The following is a 22,742-nucleotide window of genomic DNA, read 5'->3' on the forward strand; positions in this document are numbered from 1 at the left end:
CGGCTGACCGTCCTCGCCGGCCGTGCCGAGTACCGCGCGGTCGCCGAGGCTATGCAGATGCCGCGCGGCAGCGTGGGGCCCACCAGGGGCCGCTGCCTCGACTCGATGCGCGATCTGCTCGCAGGAGAAGGGGGCACCCGGTGAGCGACAACATCGGCAGGCCGGGACACGGTCAAGCGATTCCGGACGACGAGGCCATTCTGGCGGATATCGGCCGGTTTCTCGACGAGCTGGACCCGCCGCCGGACGACCTGGTGCAGCGGGTCCAGTTCGCGCTCGAACTCGAGAACCTCGACGTCGAGGTCGCACGCTGGGAGCGGCTCGACGACCTCGCGGGCGTGCGCAGCACGGCGACCGGCACGATCACGTTCACCGTCAGCGACCTGACCGTGATGATCAACCTGACCAAAATCGGGAAGGTGCACCGGATCGACGGCTGGCTCGCGCCCGCGGGCGAGTACGACGTGGAGGTCCGGGTCGCCGATCACGGCACGTTCGCGACGGCGACCGACGAGGGCGGCCGGTTCGTGCTCGAACGCGTCCCCTGCGGAACCACGCAGATCCTCGTGCACCTCGGCGCCGGCGCGCACCGCCGCACCGTCGTCACGCCGACCGTCGTGCTCTGAGAAACCCGGACGGGCGTTATGGAGAGTGGCGGAGGTGTGCTCCCATAGAGTCCGTGTCCGCGCCCGTCCATGATCGAACGATCGCGGCGGCGTCCGATCTGTACGCGCGCGGCCGGGCCGCCGCGTCCGACCAACGGCCCGGCGTCGCGGTGCGGTTGTTCCGCAGTGCGCTCACGCGGCTGGCACGCGTCGCCGAACCGCTGCCCGAGCACCTGGAACTGCAGGTGCGGGTGCTGGTGAGCCTTGGCGCGGCCGAGGCCGAGGTCGCCTCCACTGACGCCGGTCTCGCGCACCTGGAGACCGCGCGGCAGCTTCGCGACCGGCTCCCGGAGAACCAGGCCGTCCGCGAACTGGGGTTGTTGGTCACCGGCCAACGCGCGGTGGTGCTGATGCGCGGCGGCCGGTTCAGCGAATCGCTTTCGGTGTACGACGCCGTCATGCCCGGAATCGAGGCCGAGTTCGACGACGCCCGCCGGACGCTGGTGATCATGCTCCTGAACCGCGCCCTCGTGCACATGGCGCTGAACCAGCCGAACGCGGCGCAGGCCGATCTCGAGCGCGCGCTCGGTTTCGCCCGCGAAAACGGGCACACCCGGCTCGAAGGCAAGATCCGGCAGAACCTCGGCGACCACGCGCAGCTCATCGGCGACGTTCCGCAGGCGCTGTCCAGCTACGAACAAGCCGCGCGGATCCTCGTCACCGAATCGCCCGGTTCGATCCCGCTGATCCGGCTCGACCAGGCCCGCGCGCTGCTTACCGCAGGCCTCGCCGACGAGGCGGGCAGGCACCTCGACGAAGCGCTGCCGGCGTTGCGCGCCAACGGATCCGGCCAGCACATCGCGGAAGCGGAGGTCACGCGCGCCGCGGCCGCGTTGCTGGAAGGCGATTTCGCGTTGGCGCGAAAGTCCGCTTCCGACGCGCGCCGCCGATTTCTTCGCCGCGGCAACCGGACATGGGCCGAGATCGCCGGTCTGGCCCGGTTTCGCGCGGAAGCACAACAGGTGCTGTCGGCCCGCGAAGGCCGGTCTACCTCGCGGTTGCCCGCCGAACTCGTCTCCATCGCCGAACGGCTGGCCGCGCTCGGGCTGCGCGACGAGGCAGCGGTCGCCCGGCTCTTCGCGGTCCGATTGCTGATCCGCCGCAAGGAAATCGCCGAAGCCTCGCTCGTTCTCAAGCACGTGCCCGCCCCGCGCGTGACGTCGCCGGTCGACCATCGGATGCTGTTCCGGTTGTGCCGGGCGGAACTGGCCGTCGCCGAGGACCGGCCGCGCGCCGCACTCGCGCAGGCCCGCGCCGGACTGCGCGAACTCGGCACGATCCGCGACCGGATGGGCGGCCTGGACCTGTTGTGCGGCACGGCCGTGCACGGCGAGGAACTCGGCAGGCTGGCGATGCGGCTCGTGCTGCGGCGCGCGCGGCGGAACGCGGCGGGCGCGCGGCGGATGTTCGCGTGGCTCGAACGCACCCGGGCGCAGGTTTACCGGTACGAACCGCTGCCGGTGATCGAGGATCCGGTGCTGGCCAAGCACATCAACGAAATGCGGCACGTCCAGCGCACCATTCAGCGCACCCGGCTGGAGGGCGAGCCGGTGAAGGTGCTGGAGCAGCGGTACGCCGAACTGCAGCGCGAGGCGAGCAGGCTCGGCTGGTACACGAGCCAGTGGGGCCGCCCTCGTCCGGTCGCGACGCCCGACGAGGTCGTCGCCGCGCTTGGCGAACGCGTGCTGGTGAGTTTGGTGCCGTACAAAAATCAGCTGTACTCGGTGGTCGTCGACCGCGGCACGTTCCGGCTTCTCAAACTGGGTCCGCTGGACGACATCGTCGAGACCGCGACCCAGCTGCACGCCGACCTCGACGCACTCGCGCCGGACCACCTGCCGCCGATGCTGGCCGAGACGGTGTCCGCGTCCGCGCGCCGCCGGGCGGAGAAGCTCGACGCGCTGATTTCCGCCTCGCTGGTGAAGACTCTCGACGATCGCGAGCTGGTGATCGTCCCGATCGGACAGTTGTACGCGATGCCGTGGGGCGCGTTGCCGTCGTTGCGCGGGCATCCGGTGTCGATCGCTCCGTCGGCGACCGCGTGGATCACCGCGAAACGTCCGGCGGAGGACGGACCCGTGCTGCTCGCGGGCGGGCCTGGCGTGCCGGGCGCGGTCGGCGAGGTGAGCAAGCTGCGCTCGGTTTACCCGGACGCGCAACTGGTCGAGGGCGACGCCGCGACGAGCGCCACGGTCCTGACCGCGCTGGACGGAACCAGCCTGGCGCACCTGGTCGCACACGGCGCGCACGAGCCGGCGAACGCGCTGTTCTCCCGCGTGGAGCTGGTGGACGGCCCGCTGTTCGCACACGAGACGACGCGGCTGGTGAACCCGCCGGAGCGCGTGGTGCTGGCCGCGTGCGAGCTGGCGATGAGCCACATCCGGCCGGGCGAGGAAGCGCTGGGCTTCGCCGGGACGCTGCTGGCGAGCGGTTCGAAGACGGTCATCGGCGCGGTGGCACGAGTCGGCGACCGGGCCGCGGCGGACACGATGGCGGACCTGCACCGGCGGCTCGCCGAGGGGACGTCACCCGCGCTGGCACTGGCCGAAGCGGTGGCAGTGGACCCGATGCGGCGGCCGTTCGTATGCCTCGGAGCTGGCTGAGCGGTGCGGCTGGGCGTCGTGAGTGGCAATCGCGGTTAGAACCGGGATTGCCGCGCACGAGGTTGGTACGGAAGGCGCGCGGCGGCCAGCTTGCGGTGCGCGGCTGGGTGTCGTGAGTGGCGGCGCCGGTTAGAACCGGGATTGCCACTCACGAGCGGGCGGGCGGCGTGGCGGGTCAGCCCAGGAAGTCGGCCAGCGGGACTGGCGTCAAACCGTCCTTCTTGGCCTGGGCGATGAACGCTTCGTAGTCTTCCTTGAACGTCTTGCGGAAGTGCATCAGCACGATGTCGCCCGGCCGGAGCTTGTCGCCCGACTGGAACTGGACGACTCCGTCGTTGACCGACGCGGTCCACAGCACCGACGCGCGCATCCCGCACTCCGCGGCGGCCTTCAGCGTGTTCTGGTCGTAGTTGCCGAACGGCGGGCGGAACAGCGTCGGGCGGATGCCGAGCGACTTCTGGAAGTCGTCGGCGTCGTCGCAGATTTCCTTCTTCTGGAAGTCCAGCGGTTTGCCCTTGAGGTTCGGGTGGTTGACCGTGTGGTCGCCGAGCACGGCGCCGGTCGAGTCCAGGATGGCCTTGAAGTACGCCTCGTGGCCCTTCACGTACCGGTTGTTCAGGAACAGCACCGGATGCCCGCCGGACTGCTGGATCAGGCTCTGCGCCGACGGGTCCTTCACCGCGCCGTCGTCCATGGTGATGAAGACGTACGGTTTGTCGGTCTGGATGCGGCGGACCTGGCCGACCTTGCCGTCCTGGATCGGCGGGGCCTTCTGCTGCACGGTGCCGAACGGGTACGGCCCGGGCGGCGGGCCCGGCTTCGCGGCACCGGGCGCGGGGTTCGCCTGTTCCGGGGGTTGACTCGAGTCAGGACTGGAGCACGCCGACAGCACGAGCAAACCGGCCAATGCCGCCGCCAGCCACCGCTTCGCCATGCTGCTTCCTTTCCCTCGGGGTCACCTGAGGGGATGACGTCCGTGCTCCGGCCTGAGTTGATCGTTGTGGTGCAACCCACCCCCGTCAGGCAGCGCGATCGCCCGCTTTGGCCAGATGTGTGGCCAAAAATCCGATCACGCTGCGCAATGTCGCGAGGGCGAGGGGACCCGTTCCGGGGGTGCGTTCGGTGAACGAACCCGCCCACCTGAGGTCCGTGCCGCCGTCGGCGTTCGGGGTAAAGGTTACTTCCGCACGATAGTCGCGGACCGGGCTGAAACCGTCGAATGTGTAGACGTGCCGTCGATCCGGTACGTATTCGAGCGTCCGCTCGCGGGCCAGAACCGGCCACAATCCGACTTCCCGGACAGCGCCGACGCGGCCGTCGTCGCCGAGCGTCGCCCACCGGGATTGCCACACCAGCGGGCGCGCCCACGTCGACCAGAGCGTCCCGTCGCTTTCCAGCCGGAACAGCACTGGTGGCGGCGCACTGCTGACCCGGTTGACCTCGAACGAGTACCTGCGACCCGGCATGAAAGCTCCTCGCACACGTTGTTGACCGTGCGACAAATCAATCCCGGACGGCCCCGGTAGGTCAAGATGGTGCGGTGAGCCGCCCCGACTTCGCCGCGCCGCACTGGCTGACGCAGCTTCTGCGTTCCAAACCTGTTCCCATTCCGTGGAACATGGTCGCTCGCGCGGTGGTCGCCTTGGCTACTCCGCTGGCGGTCGCGTACGCGGCGGGCGACATCGCGGTGGGCGCGCTGATCTCCACCGGCGCGCTGCCGACCGTGCTGTCCGAGGCCGCCGGGGCCTACCGCTACCGCGCGCGCCGGCTGGGCGGGGCGACGTTCGCGGCCGCGGTCGGGTACCTCGTCGGGCTGCTGACCGGCGGCATGCCCGCCTGGTCGATCCCGGCGATCGTGGTCGTAGCGGCGGTTTCCGCGCTCATCAGCGCGGCGGGCAGCAACGCGTCGGTGGCCGGATTGCAGATGTTCGTCTTCTGCGTGCTCGGCACCGCGCAGCACGCGACCGGCGTACGCACCGAAGTGCTCTTCGGCCTCTTCTGCGCGGGCGCTGGCTGGGGCCTGCTGGTCGCGCTCGGCACCTGGACGCTCCGCGCGACGAGCCCGGAACGCACTGCCGTCGCGCAGGTCTACATCGAACTCGCGGCGATGCTGTCGGCTGAGGACGAACCGACTTCGCGGGTCGCGCGCCATCAGCTGACCACCGCGATGAGCACGGCGTACGACCGGCTGCTGGTCGCGCGCTCCTGGCTGTCCGGCCGAGACGCGACGTATCGACGGCTGCTGAACCGGCTGTCCGCGACGACTCCCGCGGTCGAGGCGTCGGTCGCGATGGTCAACGCCGGACAGCGCGCGCCGGACGAGGTCATCGACTACCTGACGCGGGTGGCGGCGTCGGTGCTCGCGAGCCAGCCGCTGCCGCCCGCACCGGAGCTGGCGGACGAGAATGCCGACGCGGTGGCCAGCGCGCTGTACGCCGGGCTGGCGCGGATCGGGAAGCTCGACGACCGCAAGCGCCGCAAGAAGGTCTCGCTGCTGCGCCGCGTGCGCGAGTGGGCGAGCGGGCTCTCCGGACCGCTTACCTGGCTGGCGACGCTGCGGCTCACGGTGTGCGTCGCGGTCGCCGAAGTGGTGGCGCTGATGGTGCCGTTCGAGCGGTCGTACTGGATCACGCTCACCGTCGGCGTGGTGCTGAAACCGGACTTCGGCTCGGTGTTCGGCCGCGCGGTGCTGCGCGGAATGGGCACGGTCGCGGGAGTCGGGATCGGTGCGGTGGTGCTCGCCTTCGGCGCGCGCGGCTGGGTATTGGTGGTGCTGATCGCGGTGTTCGCCGGCGGGGCCGCGGTGGGGAAGGTGCGCAATTACGGGATGCTCGGCACCTTCGTGACGCCGCTGATCATCCTGCAGATGGACCTCGCCAACACCGGCAGCTGGACCGTCGTGCTGGCTCGGCTGGTCGACACCGTGATCGGCTGTGTGATCGTGCTCGTCGTCGGCTATCTGCTGTGGCCGGGTTCGCGGCGGCCGACCGTCGGCGGACGGCTGGCGGACAGTTTCGACTCGGTCGCCAAGTACGTCCGCACCGCGATGGTGCTGAACTCGACCGGTGAATCGCGGCTCGCCCGTTCACGCGCCCGGCGCGGGGCGTACCGCGCGCTCGCGGACCTGCGGACGGCGTTTCAGCAGGTGATCGTGGAGCCGTCCCCGGCGGGTCGGCAGGCGGTGGCGTGGTGGCCGGTGATCGCGGGGCTGGAGCGGGTGACCGACGCGGTGACCGAGGTCGGCGTGACGATCGGGGAGGGCGCGCCGGCTCCGTCGCCAGCGGACATCGAGTTGCTCACGGATGCGTTGGCGGAGCTGGCTTCCGCGGTCCGCGAGCAGCGGGACCCGGATTCGGTGCCGATGCCGGACAACCCGCGGCTCGCCGGGGTGGTGGACCAGCTCGGGTCGACCTTCGACGCGGTGCGCGGCCCGGACCTGGTGGAACGGTCGCCGCTGCGGCTGGTGCGCCGGTTCCTGCCGTATCACCGGCGCACCTGAGCCGCGACCCTGCGGTAGCGGAAGTCCGTGAGGGGAACCCTGAGGGAATCAGAGTCCCTCAGGGTGGCCCTCACGAACCTTGGCATGGCGCACCCGGGCCCAACCTGGAGGCGGAGCGGTTACTGCTGGCCGCCCTCGGGCTTCGGGCCGTCTTCGGGCTTCTCGCCGCCCTCTTCGTTCTTGCCGGTGACCTTGCCGAGCAGGTCCTTCGCCTTGTCCACGCCGCCGTCGATCTGCGAGTCGTGGCCGCTGACCTTGGACTTCGCGAATTCAGCGGCCTTCTCGAGACCCTGCTCGAGCTTGCCGCTGTTCTCGCGCAGCGCCTCGGTCGCCTTGTTCTTGATCTCGTCGAAGTTGATGCCCATCGAATGCCTCCCCGGGGTTGGGTTTGAGAGGCTTCAATCGTCACACACCAGGCGTTCCAGGCAAGTCAAGACACTTCACCGAGTGCGACCGCTCCGTCCAGTCCGGTGATCCGGCCGCCGCGTTCGCCGAGCGCGACGAGTCCTTCGCGGGCGTCGGCGGCAGTGAGGTCGATGCGGACGCCGGACCGCGCCGCGTCGCGCGCCGCTTCCAAGGCCAACGCGCCTTCGTGACCTGCGTTGATCGTCGCGGCCAGGCCGCCGGTGGACGCGAGCGAACCGCGAGCGGCTCCCAACCGGCCGAGGGCGTCGTCGACGATCGGGAGCAGGGCGTCGCGGTTGCCTTCGGTCATGGCGCGCACGAGGTCCGGCGACGACCCGGCCACGCGGGTGCCGTCGCGGAACGAGCCGGCGGCCAGCGACATCGCGAGCGGGCCGCCCTGTGCGCCGACCGAGGCGAGGATCGCGGCGAACAGGTGCGGCAGGTGCGAGATCCGGGCGACTGTCTCGTCGTGCGAATCGGCGGGCAGCGGAATGGCGTGCGCGCCGACGTCCAGGACAAGTCGGGCGACCTCGGACCAAGCCGTCAGGTCGGTTTCCTCTTCGACGCCGACGACCCACGCCGCCTGACGGAACAGCATGGTGTCCCCGGCCAGCCAGCCGGAGTGCGAGGTGCCCGCCATCGGGTGCCCGCCGACGTAGCGCGTGTACGGCGCGCGCCTGCGGACCGCGTCGAGCATCGGGCCCTTCACGCTGACCACGTCGGTGAGGATGCAGTGCGACGCGTGTTGCGCGACCTGCCGCAGCAGGTTCTCCACGGCGGGCAGCGGCACCGCGAGGACCACGATCGCGTCCGCGGCCGCAGCCCGCTGTAGTGCGGCTTCGGCGTCGGTGGTGACGTCGTAGCCGCCGCGGCTCGCCGCGTCAGCGTCCACTTCGGACACTGTGGTTCCCCAGACGGTCCTGCCGCTCGCCGCGGCGGCTCGCAGCAGGGAACCGCCGATGAGCCCGAGCCCGATTACGCATACGTCTCGCACGGGGCCATCCTGCCAGTGCGCGCAAGCGGCTACAGGACGGCGGCCAACCGGGTGCCCTGGTCGATGGCCCGTTTGGCGTCGAGTTCCCGTGCTTCATCCGCCCCGCCGACGAGATGCACCGGCACCTCGCCGAGTGCGCCGGCGAGATCCCGTACCGATTCCTGGCCTGCGCAGACCACCACGGTGTCGACCTCCAGCAGCCGCGGTTTCCCGTCGACCGTGACGTGCAGACCGGCGTCGTCGATCCGGTCGTAGGAAACACCGCTGATCTTTTCCACGCCCTTGGCGCGCAAGGCCGCGCGGTGCACCCAGCCGGACGTCTTGCCGAGCCCGGCCCCGATCGGCGACTTCTTGCGCTGCAGCAGGTAGACCTGCCGCGGCGACGGTTCCGGCTTCGGCTTCGCCAGTCCGCCGGGCGCGAGCGCGGGGTCGGTGACACCCCATTCGGCCATCCAGGCGTCGCGATCCAACGCGGGCGACGAGCTGTGCGTGAGGAATTCGCTGACGTCCACGCCGATGCCGCCCGCACCGATCACCGCGACCCGTTCGCCGACCGGCTTGCCGTGCCGCACGACGTCGACGTACGACAGTACCTTCGGATGGTCGATCCCGGGCAGCGCCGGAACCCGCGGCGTGACGCCGGTGGCCAGCACGACCTCGTCGAAGCCGGTCAGCTCCGCGGCGGTCACCCGGGTGCCGAGGTGCACCTTCACGCCGGTGACCTCCAGCCGGCTGGTGTAGTACCGGATGGTCTCGGCGAATTCCTCCTTGCCCGGAATCCGCCGCGCGATCCCGAACTGGCCGCCGATTTCGTCGCCTGCCTCGAACAGCTCGACGTCGTGGCCGCGTTCGCCGAGCGCGGTCGCGGTGGCGAGCCCAGCAGGCCCGGCCCCGACGACGGCGACGCGCTTGACCTTCCGCGTCGGCAGCAGGTTCAGGGTCGTTTCGTGCCCGGCACGCGGATTCACCATGCAGGACACCGGTTTCCGGCTGAACGCGTGGTCGAGGCAGGCCTGGTTGCAGGCGATGCAGGTGTTGATCTCGTCCGCGCGGCCGGTCCCGGTCTTGCGGATCCAGTCCGGGTCGGCGAGCAGCGGCCGGGCCATCGAGACCAGGTCCGCGTCGCCGTCGGCGAGCGCTTGTTCCGCGACGTGCGGCAGATTGATCCGGTTGGAGGTCACCACCGGAACCGACACGTGCGGCTTCAGCTTGCCGGTGACCCAGGTGAACGCGCCGCGCGGAACGGACGTGACGATCGTCGGCACGCGTGCTTCGTGCCAGCCGATGCCGGTGTTGATGATCGTGGCCCCGGCCGCCTCGACGTCGCGGGCAAGTGCGACGACGTCGTCCCAGCTCTGCCCGCCTTCGACGAGGTCGAGCATGGACAGCCGGTAGATGATGATGAAGTCCGGCCCGACTTTTTCCCTGGTGCGGCGGACGATCTCGACCGCGAACCGGCGGCGCTTCTCCGCGGTGCCGCCCCAGGCGTCGGTGCGCCGGTTGGTGCGCTCGGCGAGGAATTGGTTGATCAGATAGCCCTCGGAACCCATGATCTCGACGCCGTCGTACCCGGCGTCGCGGGCCAGCGCGGCGCAGTCGGCGAACGCGCGGATGGTGCGGTGCACGCCGTACGCGGTGAGCGCGCGCGGGCGGAACGGGTTGATCGGCGCTTTGCGGCTCGACGCGGAAACGCTCAGCGGGTGGTAGGCGTAGCGGCCGGCATGCAGGATCTGCAGCGCGATCTTGCCGCCCTCGGCGTGCACTGCGCTGGTCAGCAACTGGTGATTTTTCGCCTCGGCGGGCGTGGACAGCTTGGAGGCCAACGGCAACAGCCAGCCGGTGCGATTCGGCGCGAACCCGCCGGTGACGATCAGGCCGACCCCGCCGCGCGCGCGTTCGGCGTAGTACTCGGCCAGCTGCGGAAAGCGGGACGCGCGGTCCTCCAGGCCGGTGTGCATCGAGCCCATCAGGACGCGGTTGCGCAGCGTCGTGAAGCCGAGATCGAGCGGGGACAGCAGGTTCGGGTACTCGGTCATCGTCAGTCCTTCTCGTCGGCCTGCAACGCGGTCAGGATTTCTTCCAGCCACTCGACCTGGCCTTCTTCGACCCGGATTCCGCCGCGCAGCACGAGGTATTGGTGCAGCGGACGGCCGCGGAGCCGGTCTGGGGCGGGAAAGTCGCGCTTCTCGATCTGCCGGTACAGCTCCAGCCGCTCGGCGTGCGCGTCGCGATGCCGGGTGATCTCGGCGGCGACCGCCTCGGGGTCGCCGAACGACGCTCCGCGCAGCTTCACCGCCAGCTCCTGCGGCCCGGCTGACGGCGACGGTTCCGCGAGCCAACGGCGCAGTTCGACCCGGCCCGGCTCGCTGACGGTGTAGACCTTCTTGTCCGGCCGGCCGTCCTGAGCCACCACGTCGACGGCGACCTGGCCGGCCTCCTCCATCCGCTTCAGCACGCGGTAAATCTGCTGGTGGGAGGCGCTCCAGAACAACCCGATGGACTTCTCGAACCGGCGCGCCAGCTCGTATCCCGAGCCGGAACGCTCCGACAGCGAGACGAGGATCGCGTGCTCCAGTGCCATGCCGGACAGTGTCATATGCAACTAGGTGCAGTGCAACTGAGTGCAAGGCAGGTCACCCGCGGCGGGGACAAAACGGGTCGATCGGCTCGGCGAAGAGGATCAAGATGGAGGGGTGGATCCGGTTATGGAACTGCTCGCCGCGCGAATTGCCGAAGGAAGCGTGCCCGGGCAGCGGACGGACGGTCGGCGTCTCGCGCTCGCTGTTGAGGGTGGCAGCAGTCGCGGCACGTATTCGAGCGGGATGGTGCTCGCGCTTGAAGAACTCGGGGCGGCGCTGGCGTTCGACGACGTCTACGGAGCTTCGGCCGGTGCGCTCAACGCCGCGTGGCTGTTGTGCGGGCGATCGCGGACCGGCGTGCGGACCTGGTGGAATCCGGCGGTCATGCGGCGGATCATCAACCCGCTGCACACCTTGCGCGGTCGGGCGGTGATCGATCTTGAGTATCTCGTGCACCAGGTGTATTCGGTGCTCGAACCGATGGATTTCCCGGCGATCCTGGCGAGTCCGGTCGGTTTCCACCCGCTCGCCACCGACGCCGACACCGGCGCGTCGACCGATCTGCATCCGTTCATCGAGGACGTGGACGGGATCAAGATCGCGCTCGCGGCGTCGTCGTGCATGCCGGTGCTGGCCGGGCCGCCGATCGCGATGGGCGGGCGGCGGTTCGTGGACGCGGGGATCGCCGAACCGCTGCCGTTCCGCACCGCGTTGGCGCAGGGCGCGACGGACGTGCTGGTGCTGCGGACCCGGCGCGAGGACGAACTTCCGATGCGGCCGCCGCGCGTGCAGGACGTGGTCGTGCCGCGGTTTCTCCGCCGCCACGCGCCGGGCACCATCGACGCTTGGCGCACGCAGTACCACCGGGATCTGGAGGACGAACGCCAGCTGCGGGAAGATCCGCGGCTGGCGAGCGTCCGGCCGCCGGCCGGGGCACCGGATGTCACTGTGCTGGAACGGGATCCGGCGGTGCTGCGACTTGCGGTGGAGCTGGGACGGGACGCGGTTTACGAGGCGTTGGAAGTCCTGCGCAGGGCATCGTGAGAGCGGTTGCGAACGGTGAGTCGTTGGGTGACAAGGGAAACCGCGAGGTAGAGCAGGATTGACGCGCCGCCGAGGCCTTTCGCTTCGTTGGCCGCGTCGATGGCGAAGTCAAGTCCTAAGTGGATACCGAAGGAAACGAGCCATAAGACGGCGGTTCGCCAATTTCCTTGCCGCCACAGGTTTCCGTCGGCGCGCCAGATCCGCATGGTGTATCCGCGGGCCACGCCGAAGCCGCCAGCGACCACGAAACTGCCAGTGAGCAATAGGATCGCCGCGGTGGTCGGTGCGGTTTTCGCGATGGCGACTCCGAGCGAGGCGACCCCGAGCGCGCTGATGACGAGCAGAACCACTGGCGGACGGTCGGCGCGGCGGACTTGAAGTTGTCGCCACATCAGCCAGGTCAGGACGACTAGGCCGATCAGGATGTTGTCGAAAGTGTTCGGCACATCGGCAACAATGCCCGGGCCGGGCCGCCCCTCGCCTCCACCCGAGGGTGGAGGCCGGGTGGGAAAACCCCTGTCAGGCCTGCGGTTTGCGGGCGACGCCGCCGATCACCCGCGACTCTGACGGGACCTTCGCGAACACCGTGTCCGCGTCCGGATGCCACGCCGGTGCGTACACCAGGCCCGGTTCGAGCAGCGGCCAGCCGCCGAAGAACCGTTCGAACTCCGCCTTCGTGCGCAGGATGCCCGGGTTGGTGGTCGACTCGTAGTACTTGATGATGTCGACGAGCGCCTGGCGTTCGTTGTCGTCCACCGGGTTTTCGTTGGTCATCTGGGAAAGGATGAGCAACGAGCCCGGCGCGAGCTGCTTGCGGTAGAAGGCGAGGATGCCGTCCGGGTCCTGGTCGTCCTTGATGAAGTGCAGCACCGCGTTGACGATCAGCGCCACCGGCTTCCGGACGTCGATCACGTGCGAATCGGCGACCCGGTCCCACAATTCGGCCGGCTGCAGGAGGTCGGCGGCCATCGCCTGGTGCCGGTCCTCGTCCGCGGTGTCGGCGAGCAGCACCTGCGAGTGCGCGAGCGCCACCGGCTCGTTGTCCAGGTACAGCACGGAAGTGTCGTGTTCCGGGCGTTCGTCGTCGGCCACCTCGTGCACGTTGCCCGCGGTGGGAAGGCCGGAGCCGATGTCGACGAACTGCCGGATGCCCTCGCGCACGCTTTGGCGCACCGCGCGGCCGAGGAACTGCCTGCTGGTGCGGCAGTACTCGCCCATCAGCGGGAGCCGTTCGCGCACCTTCTCGGCGAAAATGCGGTCGATCGCGTAGTTGGTGGTGCCGCCGATGAAGTAGTCGTAGACGCGGGCCGCCGACGGCCGGTCCAGACTGGCTTCCACCGCGCGCAGTGCTTCGTCCTGTGTGCTCATCGCCGTCCTCACGCTCGCCCTGGCGCTCATGCTAACCGTGGCGCCGCGTTCAGTTCGGCCGGTAGGACTCCCGGTAGGCGTTGACCGAAGCCGTCAGCTGATCCATCGCCGCGCGCATCCGGCCGAGTTCGGCGTTGTCCAGGTTCATCGCCGCTCCGACATGCGGCGGGATCCGTTCCGCCTTGGCGCGCAACGCGGTTCCTTCGTCGGTGAGTCGGATCCGGACCGAACGCTCGTCGTCGGATTGGCGTTCGCGCTTGATCAGCCCGGCCTTCTCCAGCCGCTTCAGCAGCGGCGACAGCGTGCCGGAGTCGAGGTTGAGCGCGGAGCCGAGTTCCTTGACCTGCTGCTCGTCCTGTTGCCACAGCGCGAGCATCACCAGGTACTGCGGATAAGTCAGGTCGAGCGGTTCGAGCAGTGCGCGGTAGAGCGCGGTGACCGCCCGGGAGGCCGAGTACAGGCCGAAGCACAGCTGGTCGTCAAGCAGCAGCGAGCCGGTTTCTCCGGTGTCTGGGCTGGTCATCGGTGGCCTCCTTCGGATTTCTACCGCCAGCTCTCCATCCTCTCTCGCCAGGCCGGGAAGGGCAACTCAAGTGCTCTAGATCTCATTGTGTGTTATCTAGTTGTGCACAACTAAGTTGTGGAGTTATGTTCGTGCGGTCCGATCGATCCGCAACCGGAGGAAGCCATGACCGCGAACCCGCAGAACCTCGTCCTCGAGCCGGCCGCCCAGGCGTTCGCCGAGGCCACCGACCAGCCGCCATACCTCTTCCAGCTCCCGCCCGCCGAGGGCCGCAAGGCGGTCGACGGCGTGCAGGACGGCGACGTCGCACTGGCGCCCGCCGACATCGAGACGCTGACCGTCCCAGGTGGACCGAACGGCGACGTCGAGGTCCGGATCGTCAAGCCGCAGGGCGTCACCGGACCGCTGCCGGTGCTCGTCTACATCCACGGCGCTGGCTGGGTCTTCGGCGATTTCCACACCCACGAGCGGCTCGTCCGCGAACTCGCCGCCGGAACCGGTGCGGCAGTCATTTTCCCGGAATACAGCCGTTCGCCGGAGGTTCGCTACCCCGTCGCGATCGAAGAGAACTACGCCGCCGTGAAGTGGGTCGTTCAGAACGGTGCGGAGAAGGGGCTCGACACCACGCGCATCGCGATCGCGGGCGACTCCGTCGGCGGAAACATGACCGCCGCGCTGACGCTGATGGCGAAGGAGCGCGGGGACGTGAAGTTCCTGCAGCAGGTGCTGTTCTACCCGGTCACCGACGCGTCCTTCGACACCGAGTCGTACACCAAGTTCGCCGACGGCTACTTCCTCAGCCGCGAAGGCATGAAGTGGTTCTGGGACCAGTACACGACCGATGAAGCGCAGCGCGCCGAGATCACCGCTTCGCCGCTTCGAGCCACTGTGGACCAGCTCGCCGGACTGCCGCCGGCGCTCGTGATCACCGGTGAAGCGGACGTTCTTCGCGACGAAGGCGAGGCGTACGCAGCGAAGCTGCGTCAGGCGGGCGTGCCGGTGACGGCGGTGCGGTACCAGGGCGTGATCCACGACTTCGTGATGGTGAACGCGCTTCGTGAAACGCACGCGGCGGAAGCGGCGATCACACAGGCGATCACGGTGTTGCGAGGCGCATTCGGCAACTAATCAGGGACTAACGGGCAATCCTGAGGTTCCGCTGAGTTTGCCGGGGCCATCCTGGCGTGATCGACGTCACGTGATCACAACGAGGATGGCCCCTCAAACGTATCTAGAGCAGCGGGTCCCGCCTTCCGGGCGCGCGATCGGTCCTGGAGGTTTCCGTGCACCTGAGCGCAATCAGGTTGGATTCGCCCGTCATGCTCGCGGTGATCGGCGTGCTCGCGCTTCTCGCGGTCATCTCGGTCCCGTGGTTTTGGGACAAATGGCGCAAGCGCAAGCAAATCGGCCGCAGTGCCACGGTTCTTGTCGCGCTGTGCCTCGTAATCGTCACGCTTGGCTTGACCGGCAATATGATCGGCGGATTCTTCCCGACGCTCGGCTCGCTGCTCGGAACCGGCGCGTTCGCCGCCGAGGGCATCGACGTCGAGGGCGGAGACAACGGCGTCGACCTCGGCCGCGCGCGGGACCTCGGCGTGGCGCACGCGCGAGTCGGAAAGGGGACCATCGCGCACGTGACGGTGACCGGACGGCGCACCGGCCTCAGCCGCGACGTGACGGTTTACCTTCCGCCGCAATACTTCCAGCATCCGTACAAGACGATGCGGTTCCCGGCGATCACCTGGATCCCGAACTACCCGTCCGGCCCGGAGGTCACCACCGCCCCGATCGGGTACCACCTGCCCGAGCAGCTGGACGCGGCGATCTCGAAGCATCTCCTGCCGCCGGTGATCGTGCTGATCCCGGATCCGACCGGAACGCCGAAAATCGGCCACGACACCGAATGCGTCGACGAGGTCAACGGAAGTCCCAATGACACCTATCTGTCCGCGGACGTCCGGGAATGGGCGATCCAGCGCCTCGGCGTCAATCCGGACCGGCGGGCGTGGACGATCGCGGGCTGGTCGTCCGGCGGCTATTGCGCGCTGAACCTCGTGACGCGGCATCCGCAGTGGTACGCGCAGGCGGCGAGCGTGAGCGGATACGAAAAGGCGCAAGTGGACGGCGAAACCGAGAATCTTTTCCGCGGCCGCAAGGACATCGAGGCCGCGAACAACGTCATGATCAACGTCCGGGAGCACCCGGCCCCGCTGGAACTCCTCGCGATCTCCGGGGAGAAGGAGCAGAACGAAAGCCGCGCGGTCGACCAGATGCGCGCCGCCGCGCAGGCTCCGGTGCAGTTCACGACGTGGCGGATCCCGGACGCGGGGCACAACATGAACACGTTCAAGGCGCAGCTGCCGGACGTGCTGACGTGGATCGGGCAGCGGATCCCCGGACCGTCCGCGCCCGGGCCGCGGGCCGACGTGACCGGCGGCGTGAAGCCGTGGCCCTTGCCGAGCACCGGCGCGCGAGGCGCGCTGACCGCGGTGGAACAGTGACGCTCAGCGGATCCCGGGAAGGTGCTTGACCACTTCGGTGACCTGAGCTTCAGCGGTTTCGTAGCCGACCGAGCGAGGGTTCTCGGTGAGCACGGTGACGATGTACTGGTCGTTTTTGACGAGGCCTGAGGTGTGCAGGATGCGCCCGGGATTGCAGCACGACCAGCCTTGTTTGACAGCCCAGGAAGCGTGCCCGAGAGCGTCCGGGATGCCGAAGTACTGCCGGAATCCGTCGGCTCCGTTTTCGGTGGCGTGGCGTAGCGCCCGCAAAATCGTCTCGCGTTGCTGGGCCGGTGCCCGGTCCAGCAGGTAGCGGTAGACGCGCGTGATGTCGGCGGCGGTGATTTCCGTGTCGCCCCAGCGTCCCGGGTCGTCGGGTGGCGTGGTTTCGGCGAGGCCCATCTCGCTCACCGCTTCCTGGACAATGCGCGTCGCGCCGCCCTCGACCCACAGCTTGCTGGCGGTCTCGTCGTCGCTGCGGGACAGCATTTCCTGCACGGTAGCCGGGCTGGTGCCGCGGTCGAGCGCGTCGAAGGCGATCATGAGCTTCACGAGGGACGCGGAGGTGTAGTGCCGATGCGCGTCGAGGGAGATCGGGGTCGTGCCTTTGGCGCGGTCGTAGACGACCACGCTGACGTGCCCTTGCGGGACGAGCGCGGGGAGTTCGGTCTTGAGTTCGGTGCCCCGCTGCGGCGCGGCGCTGCCCGGGCTCTGTTTCGGGCTGGCGTCGAGGGTGCTCGAGTCAGCTGCCGCGGAGATGACGCCGGCCTCGGACGCAGGACCGGCCGCGGTGACCACCTGCCGGTACGGCTGGGCCTCGGTGGCCAGGAACGCGATGACCGCGCCGAGAAGCAAGCCGGCCAAGAGGAACGAGTTCGCCCTGCGCATGCCCCGATTTCCCCGATCACCTGATCAGGGTTCGCCGAATGGACCGGGTTTGTGGGATGGGTCTCGGTACCGGCCAGTACGCGTGACGGTCGGGCGGGCTGCGGGCAAGCAGTGGTGGTTCAGACCACGGCGAGCCGTTCCACGAGCAGGTCGACCCGCTGCTCGGCGAACTCTCGCGGCTGTCGTCCCGCGCGGGTCAGGGTCGCGATTCCGTGCAGGGACGCCCAGAACAGCTCAGTGAACAGACCCGGGTGGACGCCTTCACCGGCGACTTCGCCGAGGGTTTCCATCAGTGCGGCAAAGGCGTCCTTCAGCGGTTCCGGAGTGTCTTCCTGTGCGAACGCGATACCACCGTCGAGCTGGAAAATCGCGTCGTAGACCGCCGGGTGCTGCTCGGCGAAGTCGAGGTACGCGCGGGAGAGGGCAGTGACCCGGGCGCGCGGGTCGTCTTCGGCGCTGGCCGCGGCCCGCACCGCCGCGGCCAGTTCGGCGGCTCCGTCGAGCGCGACCGCGCCGATGATCTCGCGCTTGCCGCGGAAATGGCTGTAGAGGACGGGCTGGCTGTACTCGATGCGCTCGGCGAGCCTGCGGGTGGTGACGGCGTCCCAGCCCTGTTGCTCGGCGAGTTCGCGGGCCGTCGCCACGATGAGGCGCTCGCGTTCGGCCTGTTCGCGTTGCTTGCGTTCGTGTACCGACATGAGCAGGAGTCTAGCACTGCTAGACAACCGAGCGGCAGTAGTACTAGCATCGCTTCATCAGCTAGCAACGCTAGGTTTCAGGAAGGTCATCATGCTCAGCGCACTCGAGGTCTGCACCGTCGTGGTCGTCGGGGTGATGGTGGGGGTGGAGTTCTCCGTCGCCTTCGTCATCAACCCGATCCTCAACGGGCTCCCCGACGACAGCAATCAGCTCGGCCGCGCCCACGGGGGCCGGATGCTCGGAGCGATCATGCCGTTCTGGTACATCGGGTCGCTCATCCTGAGCGCGATCTGGGCGGTCCTTGCTTGGGATCGCCCTGGCACCGGGCTTGTCGTGATCGGCGCCGGGCTGCTGATCGTGAGCGTGGTGATGTCGATTCTGCTGCTCGTCCCGATCAACAACCGGGGCAAGACATGGACGCCGGAGAACCGGCCCGCGGACTGGAAAGAGCAGATGAACCGCTGGGACCGCTACCACTACGGGCGGGTCGCGGTGCTCATCGCCGCTTTCGCTTTGCTGGTCGCCGCGCTCGTCTGAGCCCGCGCCGGTTCTCCCGGTGACCCACTGGGGCATCGTTCGGCTCAGCAGCCCCAGCAACCCCGGACTATCGCCCGGCGGCGCGGCCGGATTCGGGTTTCGGGCCGGTTTGGGCAGGGGTATTCGTTCAGGGTTGACCCACCGACACCTCGGTACGGGAAGGACTGGAGTCATGGTTCGTGCGCATCGAGCCCGCGTCCGGGTGGAAGGGGTGCAGCCCGCCCAGGTGCTGGCCATTCTGCTCGGAGTCCTGTTTCTCGCCTACGGCATCATCGGGCTCGTGAAGTCCGGGTTCGGGGATTTCACCGGACACGGTGTCACTTTGTGGCGGTTCTCCGCCAATCCGCTGAACAACGTCGTCCACGTGGTGACCGGCGTGATCGGCCTGCTGCTGGCCTTGGGCTCCGGCCGGGCGCGGACGTTCGGCTGGCTGCTTTTCATCGGCTACGGCGCGCTGTTCGTCTGGGGCCTGATGCTCGCCGGGACGATTGCCGTCAACCCGGTGTCCGGCCTCGGCAACCCGCTCAACCTGTCCGACGCGGACAACTGGCTGCACCTCGGCATCGCGGTCCTTGGTCTGCTGACCGCGGTTCTCCCGGCACGCCACGGGGTTCTGCTTCCGGAGGACGAGGAACCGGTCGAGGTGGTCGACCCGGCCGTCGCGCCGCGTCGCACCGATCCCGGCGGACATGGTTTGGCCCACTAGCAAGTCCACAGTGGAATAATTGCGCAGCGGGATCGCTTGCCAGCGGGGAATTCCCTCCGGCGGCGATCCCGTTCGCGGTTACGCGGTGGGGTCTTCCAACGCCCGGTCCACCATGCGTCCCGCTGCGCCGACGTACTGTGCCGGGTCTTCGAGATCGGCTAGCGTCGCGGCGTCGATGGCGGCGGTGATCTCCGGCGTGTCCGCCAGGATTTCCGCCAGTGGACGGTTTTCCTCGACCGCACGGCGGGAAGCGGTGCCCAGCAAGTCTTTCGCGCGTGCCTTGCCCACGATCGGCGCCAGCGCTGCCGAGAGTCGTTCCGAGACGATCAACCCGTTGGTCAGGGTGAGGTTCTCCTGCATGCTGTCCGCGTGAACGTCCAGGGACTGCACCAAATTCACGGCCGTGTGCGTAGCTCCGCCAGCTAGGCGGAGGCATTCGCGCAGCAACTGCCACTCGGCCTGCCAGACGCCAGCCGAGCGTTCGTCCTCGGCCAAGCCGGATTGCGTGACTCCCGCCGCCAGCACCGGTACCTGCAGCGCGGCCGACCGGATCAACGCCGACTGCACCGGGTTTTGCTTGTGGGGCATCGCCGAAGACCCGCCGCCGGTCGCTTCGGTCACCTCACCGATTTCAGTGCGGGCCAGCACCTGAACGTCCACGGCGATCTTGCCCAACGCTGTCGTCACGCCAGCCAACGCGGCAACCAGTTCGGCCACCGGGGTGCGATCCGCGTGCCACGGCAGAATCGTCGCGGCCAAACCGGTTTCCTCGGCGAAGGCGGCGACGAGCCGGTCCGCATAGTCGTCGGTACCGTCGCCGTACTGGACGTACGCGGCCAACGTTCCGGCCGCGCCGCCGAGCGAGACCGGCAGCCGCAGCTCTGCGATCCGGCGGGCGGACTCCTGGACACCCTGCCGCCAGATCGCGGCCTTCAAGCCGAAGGTCGTCGGAACCGCGTGCGCGGTGAGGGTTCGTCCGGGCATGACTGTGTCGCGATGGGCGCGCGCCACCGCGGCGAGGGCGTCCGCGATCGCCGTCAGGTCCGCGCTGATCAACCGCAGGACATTGCGCGCGACGAGCATCATCGCCGTGTCGACGATGTCCTGGCTGGTCGAGCCGCGGTGCACGTAGTCGGCGACGTCCGGCACCTTGGCGGACAGCGTGCGCACCAGGCTGACCACCGGGTTACCGGTCCCACGCGCGTCGCGGGCCAGCTGGACGACGTCGAGTTCGCCCTCGCCCAACTGCCGCGCGGCAGCACTGATCCGCTCGGCCGCCTCGGACGGCACCGTGCCGAGCCGCGCCTGCGCCCGCGCGAGTGCGGCCTCCGCGTCCAGCAGGGCGTCCGCGAACGCCCGGTCCCCAGTCACCGCTTCGGCTGGAGTCCCGGCGCGCACCGGGGAGAGCAGGCCGGAGTCAGGATCGGCGGTCATGCCGTCCAGCATCGCACGCCAGGCGGTTCAGGGCGGGAAGGTCGCCGGTCACCCACGGCGTGAGCGGCGTCGACCTAGCCGGGCACGAGCTTCGCTGACCAGCGCCGGCGACGCGGCGTGGCGCGCGGCGAAGCGGGCGGTCCGGTTCGGTTCGGCCAGGCTGTCGTTGGCTACCGCGGGGCGCGGAAACGCTCCGGCAGTGCGACTCAGGCGCAGCTGTCGGCGGAGAGTGCGGTGGCAACGGTTGTCGATCACCTGAGCAAAAACGTTGGTGACTCACCGCCAAACAGGACTCGCTCGGCAGCCCCTCACCGTCCGGTAGCCCCGTCCGTCACCTCCCGCAGCAGGTCCGCGTGTCCGTTGTGGCGGGCGTACTCCGCGATCATCGACAGCAGCATCCACCGCAGCGAGAACGGCTCTCCGGTGATCTTCCCGACTCCCTGCGCGTCCAGCGAGGACGCCGCGGCCACGATCTCCCGGCTGCGGTCGCACTCCGCGCGCCACAAAGCCAGTGCCTCGCCGAAATCGCCGTCCAGCCGGTCGAAGTCCTGGTCCGGGTCGTCGTCCGAATAGTGCAGCAGCGGGATGTCCTCGCCGGCGAACTGGATGCGGAACCACCATCGTTCGACGCCCGCCAGGTGCCGGACCAGCCCGTGCAGCGACATTGTGGACGGTGGCACCGCCCGCGCCGACGCGGCTTCCTGGCTCAGGCCGGAGCACTTCAGTGCGAGGGTTTCGCGATGCCACTCCAGGTAGGCGAGGAGGGTCTCGCGTTCGTCGGCGACGCGGGGGATCGGCGGGCGGTCGCTCTCGGCGACTTTGGACAGATGCTTCGGAGTCTGTGTCATGAGACGAGCGTCTCACCCGCCACCGACAATTTTCGGCACGCAGCCGCCGCATCGGGTGCACGGGAAACCGTCCGCGCACCGCAGTGGGCTAGGCCACACGGCGGTCCCGGGTAGCCGCAGATTCCGGTTCTGTCGATGCGGAATTCAGGTGAATTCCGGTGTCGATCAGCACACTCAGGCATGGTTTCCGTACGGTGTTGTCGCTCCGTCAGAGGTATCGTGATCGGCATTCCGGGGATTAATCTCCTCAGCGGCCCGTGAAACACCCGCTCCGCCGAACAGCGGATGCTTCGCGGGACTGAACGCACGAATGAAACGGTGAATAAAGCGCCATGGTCGGAGCGAGTGTGCCGATGGTCGAGTTGTCGATGTACACCCACGCCGGCGGTCAACTCGACCGGCTGTGCCGGGCAGTGGGATTCGATCCCGAAGAACGCCGCCACCTGGATCTTCTCCGGTTGTTGCTCGGCGAGTCCGGTGAATTGACCGCCGACGCTCCGGCGCAGTTCCCGTGCAATGTGGCGGACGACACCACGCCGGTTGAATTCTCGGTCGCCTTCGACGCCAATGGCGAATGTGTGGTAAGGGTTCTCGGCGAGACCGTCGGGGCTCCGGACCCGCGCGAGTTCCTCGGCCGGGTGGCCGGCGAGTACGGCCTGGTCACCGACCGGCTCGACGCGGTGGCCGACCTCTTCCTCCCGCACGAGGAGCGTCGCGGGCCGTTCACGCTGTGGTACTCGCTGATCTTCCGCAACGGCAAAGCGCCGAAGATCAAGGTCTACCTGAACCCGCAGATCAGCGGGCCGACCATGGCGGATTCCCTGGTCAGCGAGGGGTTCCGGCGGCTGAACCTCGGCGAGGCGTTCGATCCGGTCGTCGAGCACGCGCTGCGCCGCGGCGAGAACGACAACTTCACCTTCTTCGCGCTCGACCTCGACGACGACCCGCTGTCCCGGGTCAAGGTCTACGTCTCGCACGACGCCGCCGAGGCCGAGGACGCGGTGCGCGCGGCGGAGCTGGTTCCGGGCGCGGACCCGATGCTGATCCGGGAATTCCTCGCCGTGCTCGGCGGCGGGAAAGGTCCGTTCGAAGGCCGTCCGCTGGTTTCCAGTTATTCATTTGTCGAGGGTATGGGCGGGACTCCCGGAAACTACAGTCTTTACCTTCCTATTCGCAGCTACGTGCCGGACGACGAGATCGCCCGGGCGCGGGTGCACGCCATTCTCGCGCAGTACGACTTCGACCCGACACAACTGGACAAAGCGCTGGCAGCGGTTTCGGGACGGCCCCTGCGCGACGGCGTCGGACTGATCGCGCACGTGTCGCTGAGAATGGGCGAGTTCGGTTCCGGAATCACGGTCTACCTGTCCTCCGAAGCTTATGCGGTAGCGCCGCCGAGAAAACGTCCGGTGCTCGGCCGGACGACCTGACGCGGTAGTTTACGGCTGT

The 22,742-nt window shown here is 68.8% G+C and carries 22 protein-coding genes and 1 pseudogene; 10 read left to right on the forward strand and 13 right to left on the reverse strand.

What is annotated here, in order from left to right; translation table 11 throughout:
• The 3 genes and pseudogenes from D0D37_RS47785 to D0D37_RS05955 all read left to right on the forward strand — a co-directional run.
• Positions 1 to 144, forward strand: a pseudogene (locus tag D0D37_RS47785) (RNA polymerase sigma factor); the annotation flags it as partial.
• Positions 141 to 626, forward strand: coding sequence for a carboxypeptidase regulatory-like domain-containing protein (locus D0D37_RS05950; RefSeq protein WP_116199512.1), 486 nt, complete (start codon positions 141 to 143; stop codon positions 624 to 626). The pseudogene D0D37_RS47785 and the gene D0D37_RS05950, both read left to right, overlap by 4 nt.
• Before the next feature lie 53 nt (positions 627 to 679).
• Complete coding sequence (locus tag D0D37_RS05955) at positions 680 to 3,268, forward strand: CHAT domain-containing protein (RefSeq protein ID WP_116199513.1); 2,589 nt, start codon at positions 680 to 682, stop codon at positions 3,266 to 3,268.
• A gap of 175 nt (positions 3,269 to 3,443) precedes the next feature.
• Here the strand turns inward: D0D37_RS05955 and D0D37_RS05960 are convergent, their stop codons facing one another.
• Both D0D37_RS05960 and D0D37_RS05965 read right to left on the reverse strand, forming a co-directional pair.
• A complete protein-coding gene (locus tag D0D37_RS05960) occupies positions 3,444 to 4,202 on the reverse strand; it encodes a polysaccharide deacetylase family protein (protein WP_116199514.1) in 759 nt (252 codons plus the stop codon).
• An 85-nt stretch (positions 4,203 to 4,287) separates the two neighbouring features.
• Positions 4,288 to 4,734, reverse strand: coding sequence for an SRPBCC family protein (locus D0D37_RS05965; protein WP_116199515.1), 447 nt, complete (start codon positions 4,732 to 4,734; stop codon positions 4,288 to 4,290).
• Positions 4,735 to 4,808: 74 nt separating this feature from the next.
• On the opposite strand from D0D37_RS05965, the gene D0D37_RS05970 reads away from it, so the two are divergent.
• The gene (locus tag D0D37_RS05970; RefSeq protein WP_116199516.1) at positions 4,809 to 6,767 is read left to right on the forward strand and encodes an FUSC family protein; all 1,959 of its coding nucleotides are present in this window, start codon (positions 4,809 to 4,811) and stop codon (positions 6,765 to 6,767) included.
• 119 nt (positions 6,768 to 6,886) lie between these two features.
• Here D0D37_RS05970 and D0D37_RS05975 read toward each other — a convergent pair whose 3' ends face one another.
• The 4 genes from D0D37_RS05975 to D0D37_RS05990 all read right to left on the reverse strand — a co-directional run bounded on the left by D0D37_RS05975 (position 6,887) and on the right by D0D37_RS05990 (position 10,747).
• Positions 6,887 to 7,132 carry an antitoxin gene (locus D0D37_RS05975; RefSeq protein WP_116199517.1) on the reverse strand — a complete coding sequence of 82 codons (246 nt, stop codon included), beginning with the start codon at positions 7,130 to 7,132 and terminating at the stop codon, positions 6,887 to 6,889.
• A 65-nt stretch (positions 7,133 to 7,197) separates the two neighbouring features.
• A complete protein-coding gene (locus D0D37_RS05980) occupies positions 7,198 to 8,166 on the reverse strand; it encodes a prephenate dehydrogenase (RefSeq protein ID WP_116199518.1) in 969 nt (322 codons plus the stop codon).
• A 29-nt stretch (positions 8,167 to 8,195) separates the two neighbouring features.
• Positions 8,196 to 10,202: an NADPH-dependent 2,4-dienoyl-CoA reductase gene (locus D0D37_RS05985; RefSeq protein ID WP_116199519.1), complete on the reverse strand. Its 2,007-nt coding sequence runs from the start codon at positions 10,200 to 10,202 to the stop codon at positions 8,196 to 8,198.
• A 2-nt stretch (positions 10,203 to 10,204) separates the two neighbouring features.
• The gene (locus tag D0D37_RS05990; protein ID WP_116199520.1) at positions 10,205 to 10,747 is read right to left on the reverse strand and encodes a PadR family transcriptional regulator; all 543 of its coding nucleotides are present in this window, start codon (positions 10,745 to 10,747) and stop codon (positions 10,205 to 10,207) included.
• 112 nt (positions 10,748 to 10,859) lie between these two features.
• Here D0D37_RS05990 and D0D37_RS05995 point away from each other — a divergent pair, with 112 nt between their 5' ends.
• The gene (locus D0D37_RS05995) at positions 10,860 to 11,789 is read left to right on the forward strand and encodes a patatin-like phospholipase family protein (RefSeq protein ID WP_116199521.1); all 930 of its coding nucleotides are present in this window, start codon (positions 10,860 to 10,862) and stop codon (positions 11,787 to 11,789) included.
• Here D0D37_RS05995 and D0D37_RS06000 read toward each other — a convergent pair.
• The 3 genes from D0D37_RS06000 to D0D37_RS06010 all read right to left on the reverse strand — a co-directional run bounded on the left by D0D37_RS06000 (position 11,753) and on the right by D0D37_RS06010 (position 13,680).
• Entirely contained in the window at positions 11,753 to 12,235 is a 483-nt protein-coding gene (locus D0D37_RS06000; protein ID WP_208719818.1) for a hypothetical protein, read from the reverse strand. The two genes, D0D37_RS05995 and D0D37_RS06000, sit on opposite strands and share 37 nt — an antisense overlap.
• 73 nt (positions 12,236 to 12,308) lie before the next feature.
• Positions 12,309 to 13,157, reverse strand: a complete 849-nt coding sequence (locus tag D0D37_RS06005; RefSeq protein WP_116199522.1) for an SAM-dependent methyltransferase — start codon at positions 13,155 to 13,157, stop codon at positions 12,309 to 12,311.
• A gap of 49 nt (positions 13,158 to 13,206) precedes the next feature.
• Positions 13,207 to 13,680, reverse strand: a complete 474-nt coding sequence (locus tag D0D37_RS06010; RefSeq protein ID WP_116199523.1) for a MarR family winged helix-turn-helix transcriptional regulator — start codon at positions 13,678 to 13,680, stop codon at positions 13,207 to 13,209.
• Between the two features lie 165 nt (positions 13,681 to 13,845).
• Here D0D37_RS06010 and D0D37_RS06015 point away from each other — a divergent pair, with 165 nt between their 5' ends.
• A complete protein-coding gene (locus D0D37_RS06015; RefSeq protein ID WP_116199524.1) occupies positions 13,846 to 14,808 on the forward strand; it encodes an alpha/beta hydrolase in 963 nt (320 codons plus the stop codon).
• Positions 14,809 to 14,963: 155 nt separating this feature from the next.
• Positions 14,964 to 16,181 carry an alpha/beta hydrolase gene (locus tag D0D37_RS06020; protein WP_116199525.1) on the forward strand — a complete coding sequence of 406 codons (1,218 nt, stop codon included), beginning with the start codon at positions 14,964 to 14,966 and terminating at the stop codon, positions 16,179 to 16,181.
• 3 nt (positions 16,182 to 16,184) lie between these two features.
• Here the strand turns inward: D0D37_RS06020 and D0D37_RS06025 are convergent, their stop codons facing one another.
• Both D0D37_RS06025 and D0D37_RS06030 read right to left on the reverse strand, forming a co-directional pair.
• Positions 16,185 to 17,069 carry a serine hydrolase gene (locus tag D0D37_RS06025; RefSeq protein ID WP_116199526.1) on the reverse strand — a complete coding sequence of 295 codons (885 nt, stop codon included), beginning with the start codon at positions 17,067 to 17,069 and terminating at the stop codon, positions 16,185 to 16,187.
• A 119-nt stretch (positions 17,070 to 17,188) separates the two neighbouring features.
• Positions 17,189 to 17,767: a TetR/AcrR family transcriptional regulator gene (locus D0D37_RS06030; RefSeq protein WP_116199527.1), complete on the reverse strand. Its 579-nt coding sequence runs from the start codon at positions 17,765 to 17,767 to the stop codon at positions 17,189 to 17,191.
• Between the two features lie 91 nt (positions 17,768 to 17,858).
• Between D0D37_RS06030 and D0D37_RS06035 the strand changes: the two genes are divergently transcribed.
• Both D0D37_RS06035 and D0D37_RS06040 read left to right on the forward strand, forming a co-directional pair.
• The gene (locus D0D37_RS06035; protein ID WP_116199528.1) at positions 17,859 to 18,305 is read left to right on the forward strand and encodes an anthrone oxygenase family protein; all 447 of its coding nucleotides are present in this window, start codon (positions 17,859 to 17,861) and stop codon (positions 18,303 to 18,305) included.
• A gap of 172 nt (positions 18,306 to 18,477) precedes the next feature.
• Entirely contained in the window at positions 18,478 to 19,011 is a 534-nt protein-coding gene (locus D0D37_RS06040; RefSeq protein ID WP_116199529.1) for a DUF4383 domain-containing protein, read from the forward strand.
• Positions 19,012 to 19,089: 78 nt separating this feature from the next.
• Here D0D37_RS06040 and pcaB read toward each other — a convergent pair whose 3' ends face one another.
• Positions 19,090 to 20,445 carry a 3-carboxy-cis,cis-muconate cycloisomerase gene (gene pcaB, locus D0D37_RS06045; RefSeq protein WP_116199622.1) on the reverse strand — a complete coding sequence of 452 codons (1,356 nt, stop codon included), beginning with the start codon at positions 20,443 to 20,445 and terminating at the stop codon, positions 19,090 to 19,092.
• Between the two features lie 308 nt (positions 20,446 to 20,753).
• Positions 20,754 to 21,293: a DinB family protein gene (locus D0D37_RS06050; RefSeq protein WP_116199530.1), complete on the reverse strand. Its 540-nt coding sequence runs from the start codon at positions 21,291 to 21,293 to the stop codon at positions 20,754 to 20,756.
• Between the two features lie 332 nt (positions 21,294 to 21,625).
• Here D0D37_RS06050 and D0D37_RS06055 point away from each other — a divergent pair, with 332 nt between their 5' ends.
• A complete protein-coding gene (locus tag D0D37_RS06055; protein ID WP_244223404.1) occupies positions 21,626 to 22,723 on the forward strand; it encodes a tryptophan dimethylallyltransferase family protein in 1,098 nt (365 codons plus the stop codon).
• Positions 22,724 to 22,742 lie beyond the last annotated feature (19 nt).

The sequence above is a fragment of the Amycolatopsis circi genome, from assembly GCF_003385235.1.
Taxonomy (GTDB): domain Bacteria; phylum Actinomycetota; class Actinomycetes; order Mycobacteriales; family Pseudonocardiaceae; genus Amycolatopsis; species Amycolatopsis circi.

Bases quoted from the DNA above. Each gene is read 5' to 3' on its own strand.
- D0D37_RS05985 (WP_116199519.1), bottom strand. From the start codon at position 10,202: ATGACCGAGTACCCGAACCTGCTGTCCCCGCTCGATCTCGGCTTCACG.
- D0D37_RS06015 (WP_116199524.1), top strand. From the start codon at position 13,846: ATGACCGCGAACCCGCAGAACCTCGTCCTCGAGCCGGCCGCCCAGGCG.
- D0D37_RS06035 (WP_116199528.1), top strand. From the start codon at position 17,859: ATGCTCAGCGCACTCGAGGTCTGCACCGTCGTGGTCGTCGGGGTGATG.
- D0D37_RS05975 (WP_116199517.1), bottom strand. From the start codon at position 7,132: ATGGGCATCAACTTCGACGAGATCAAGAACAAGGCGACCGAGGCGCTG.
- D0D37_RS05960 (WP_116199514.1), bottom strand. From the start codon at position 4,202: ATGGCGAAGCGGTGGCTGGCGGCGGCATTGGCCGGTTTGCTCGTGCTG.
- D0D37_RS06030 (WP_116199527.1), bottom strand. From the start codon at position 17,767: ATGTCGGTACACGAACGCAAGCAACGCGAACAGGCCGAACGCGAGCGC.
- D0D37_RS06040 (WP_116199529.1), top strand. From the start codon at position 18,478: ATGGTTCGTGCGCATCGAGCCCGCGTCCGGGTGGAAGGGGTGCAGCCC.
- D0D37_RS06050 (WP_116199530.1), bottom strand. From the start codon at position 21,293: ATGACACAGACTCCGAAGCATCTGTCCAAAGTCGCCGAGAGCGACCGC.
- D0D37_RS05990 (WP_116199520.1), bottom strand. From the start codon at position 10,747: ATGGCACTGGAGCACGCGATCCTCGTCTCGCTGTCGGAGCGTTCCGGC.
- D0D37_RS06055 (WP_244223404.1), top strand. From the start codon at position 21,626: ATGGTCGGAGCGAGTGTGCCGATGGTCGAGTTGTCGATGTACACCCAC.
- D0D37_RS06005 (WP_116199522.1), bottom strand. From the start codon at position 13,157: ATGAGCACACAGGACGAAGCACTGCGCGCGGTGGAAGCCAGTCTGGAC.
- D0D37_RS06025 (WP_116199526.1), bottom strand. From the start codon at position 17,069: ATGCGCAGGGCGAACTCGTTCCTCTTGGCCGGCTTGCTTCTCGGCGCG.
- pcaB (WP_116199622.1), bottom strand. From the start codon at position 20,445: ATGACCGCCGATCCTGACTCCGGCCTGCTCTCCCCGGTGCGCGCCGGG.
- D0D37_RS06010 (WP_116199523.1), bottom strand. From the start codon at position 13,680: ATGACCAGCCCAGACACCGGAGAAACCGGCTCGCTGCTGCTTGACGAC.
- D0D37_RS05965 (WP_116199515.1), bottom strand. From the start codon at position 4,734: ATGCCGGGTCGCAGGTACTCGTTCGAGGTCAACCGGGTCAGCAGTGCG.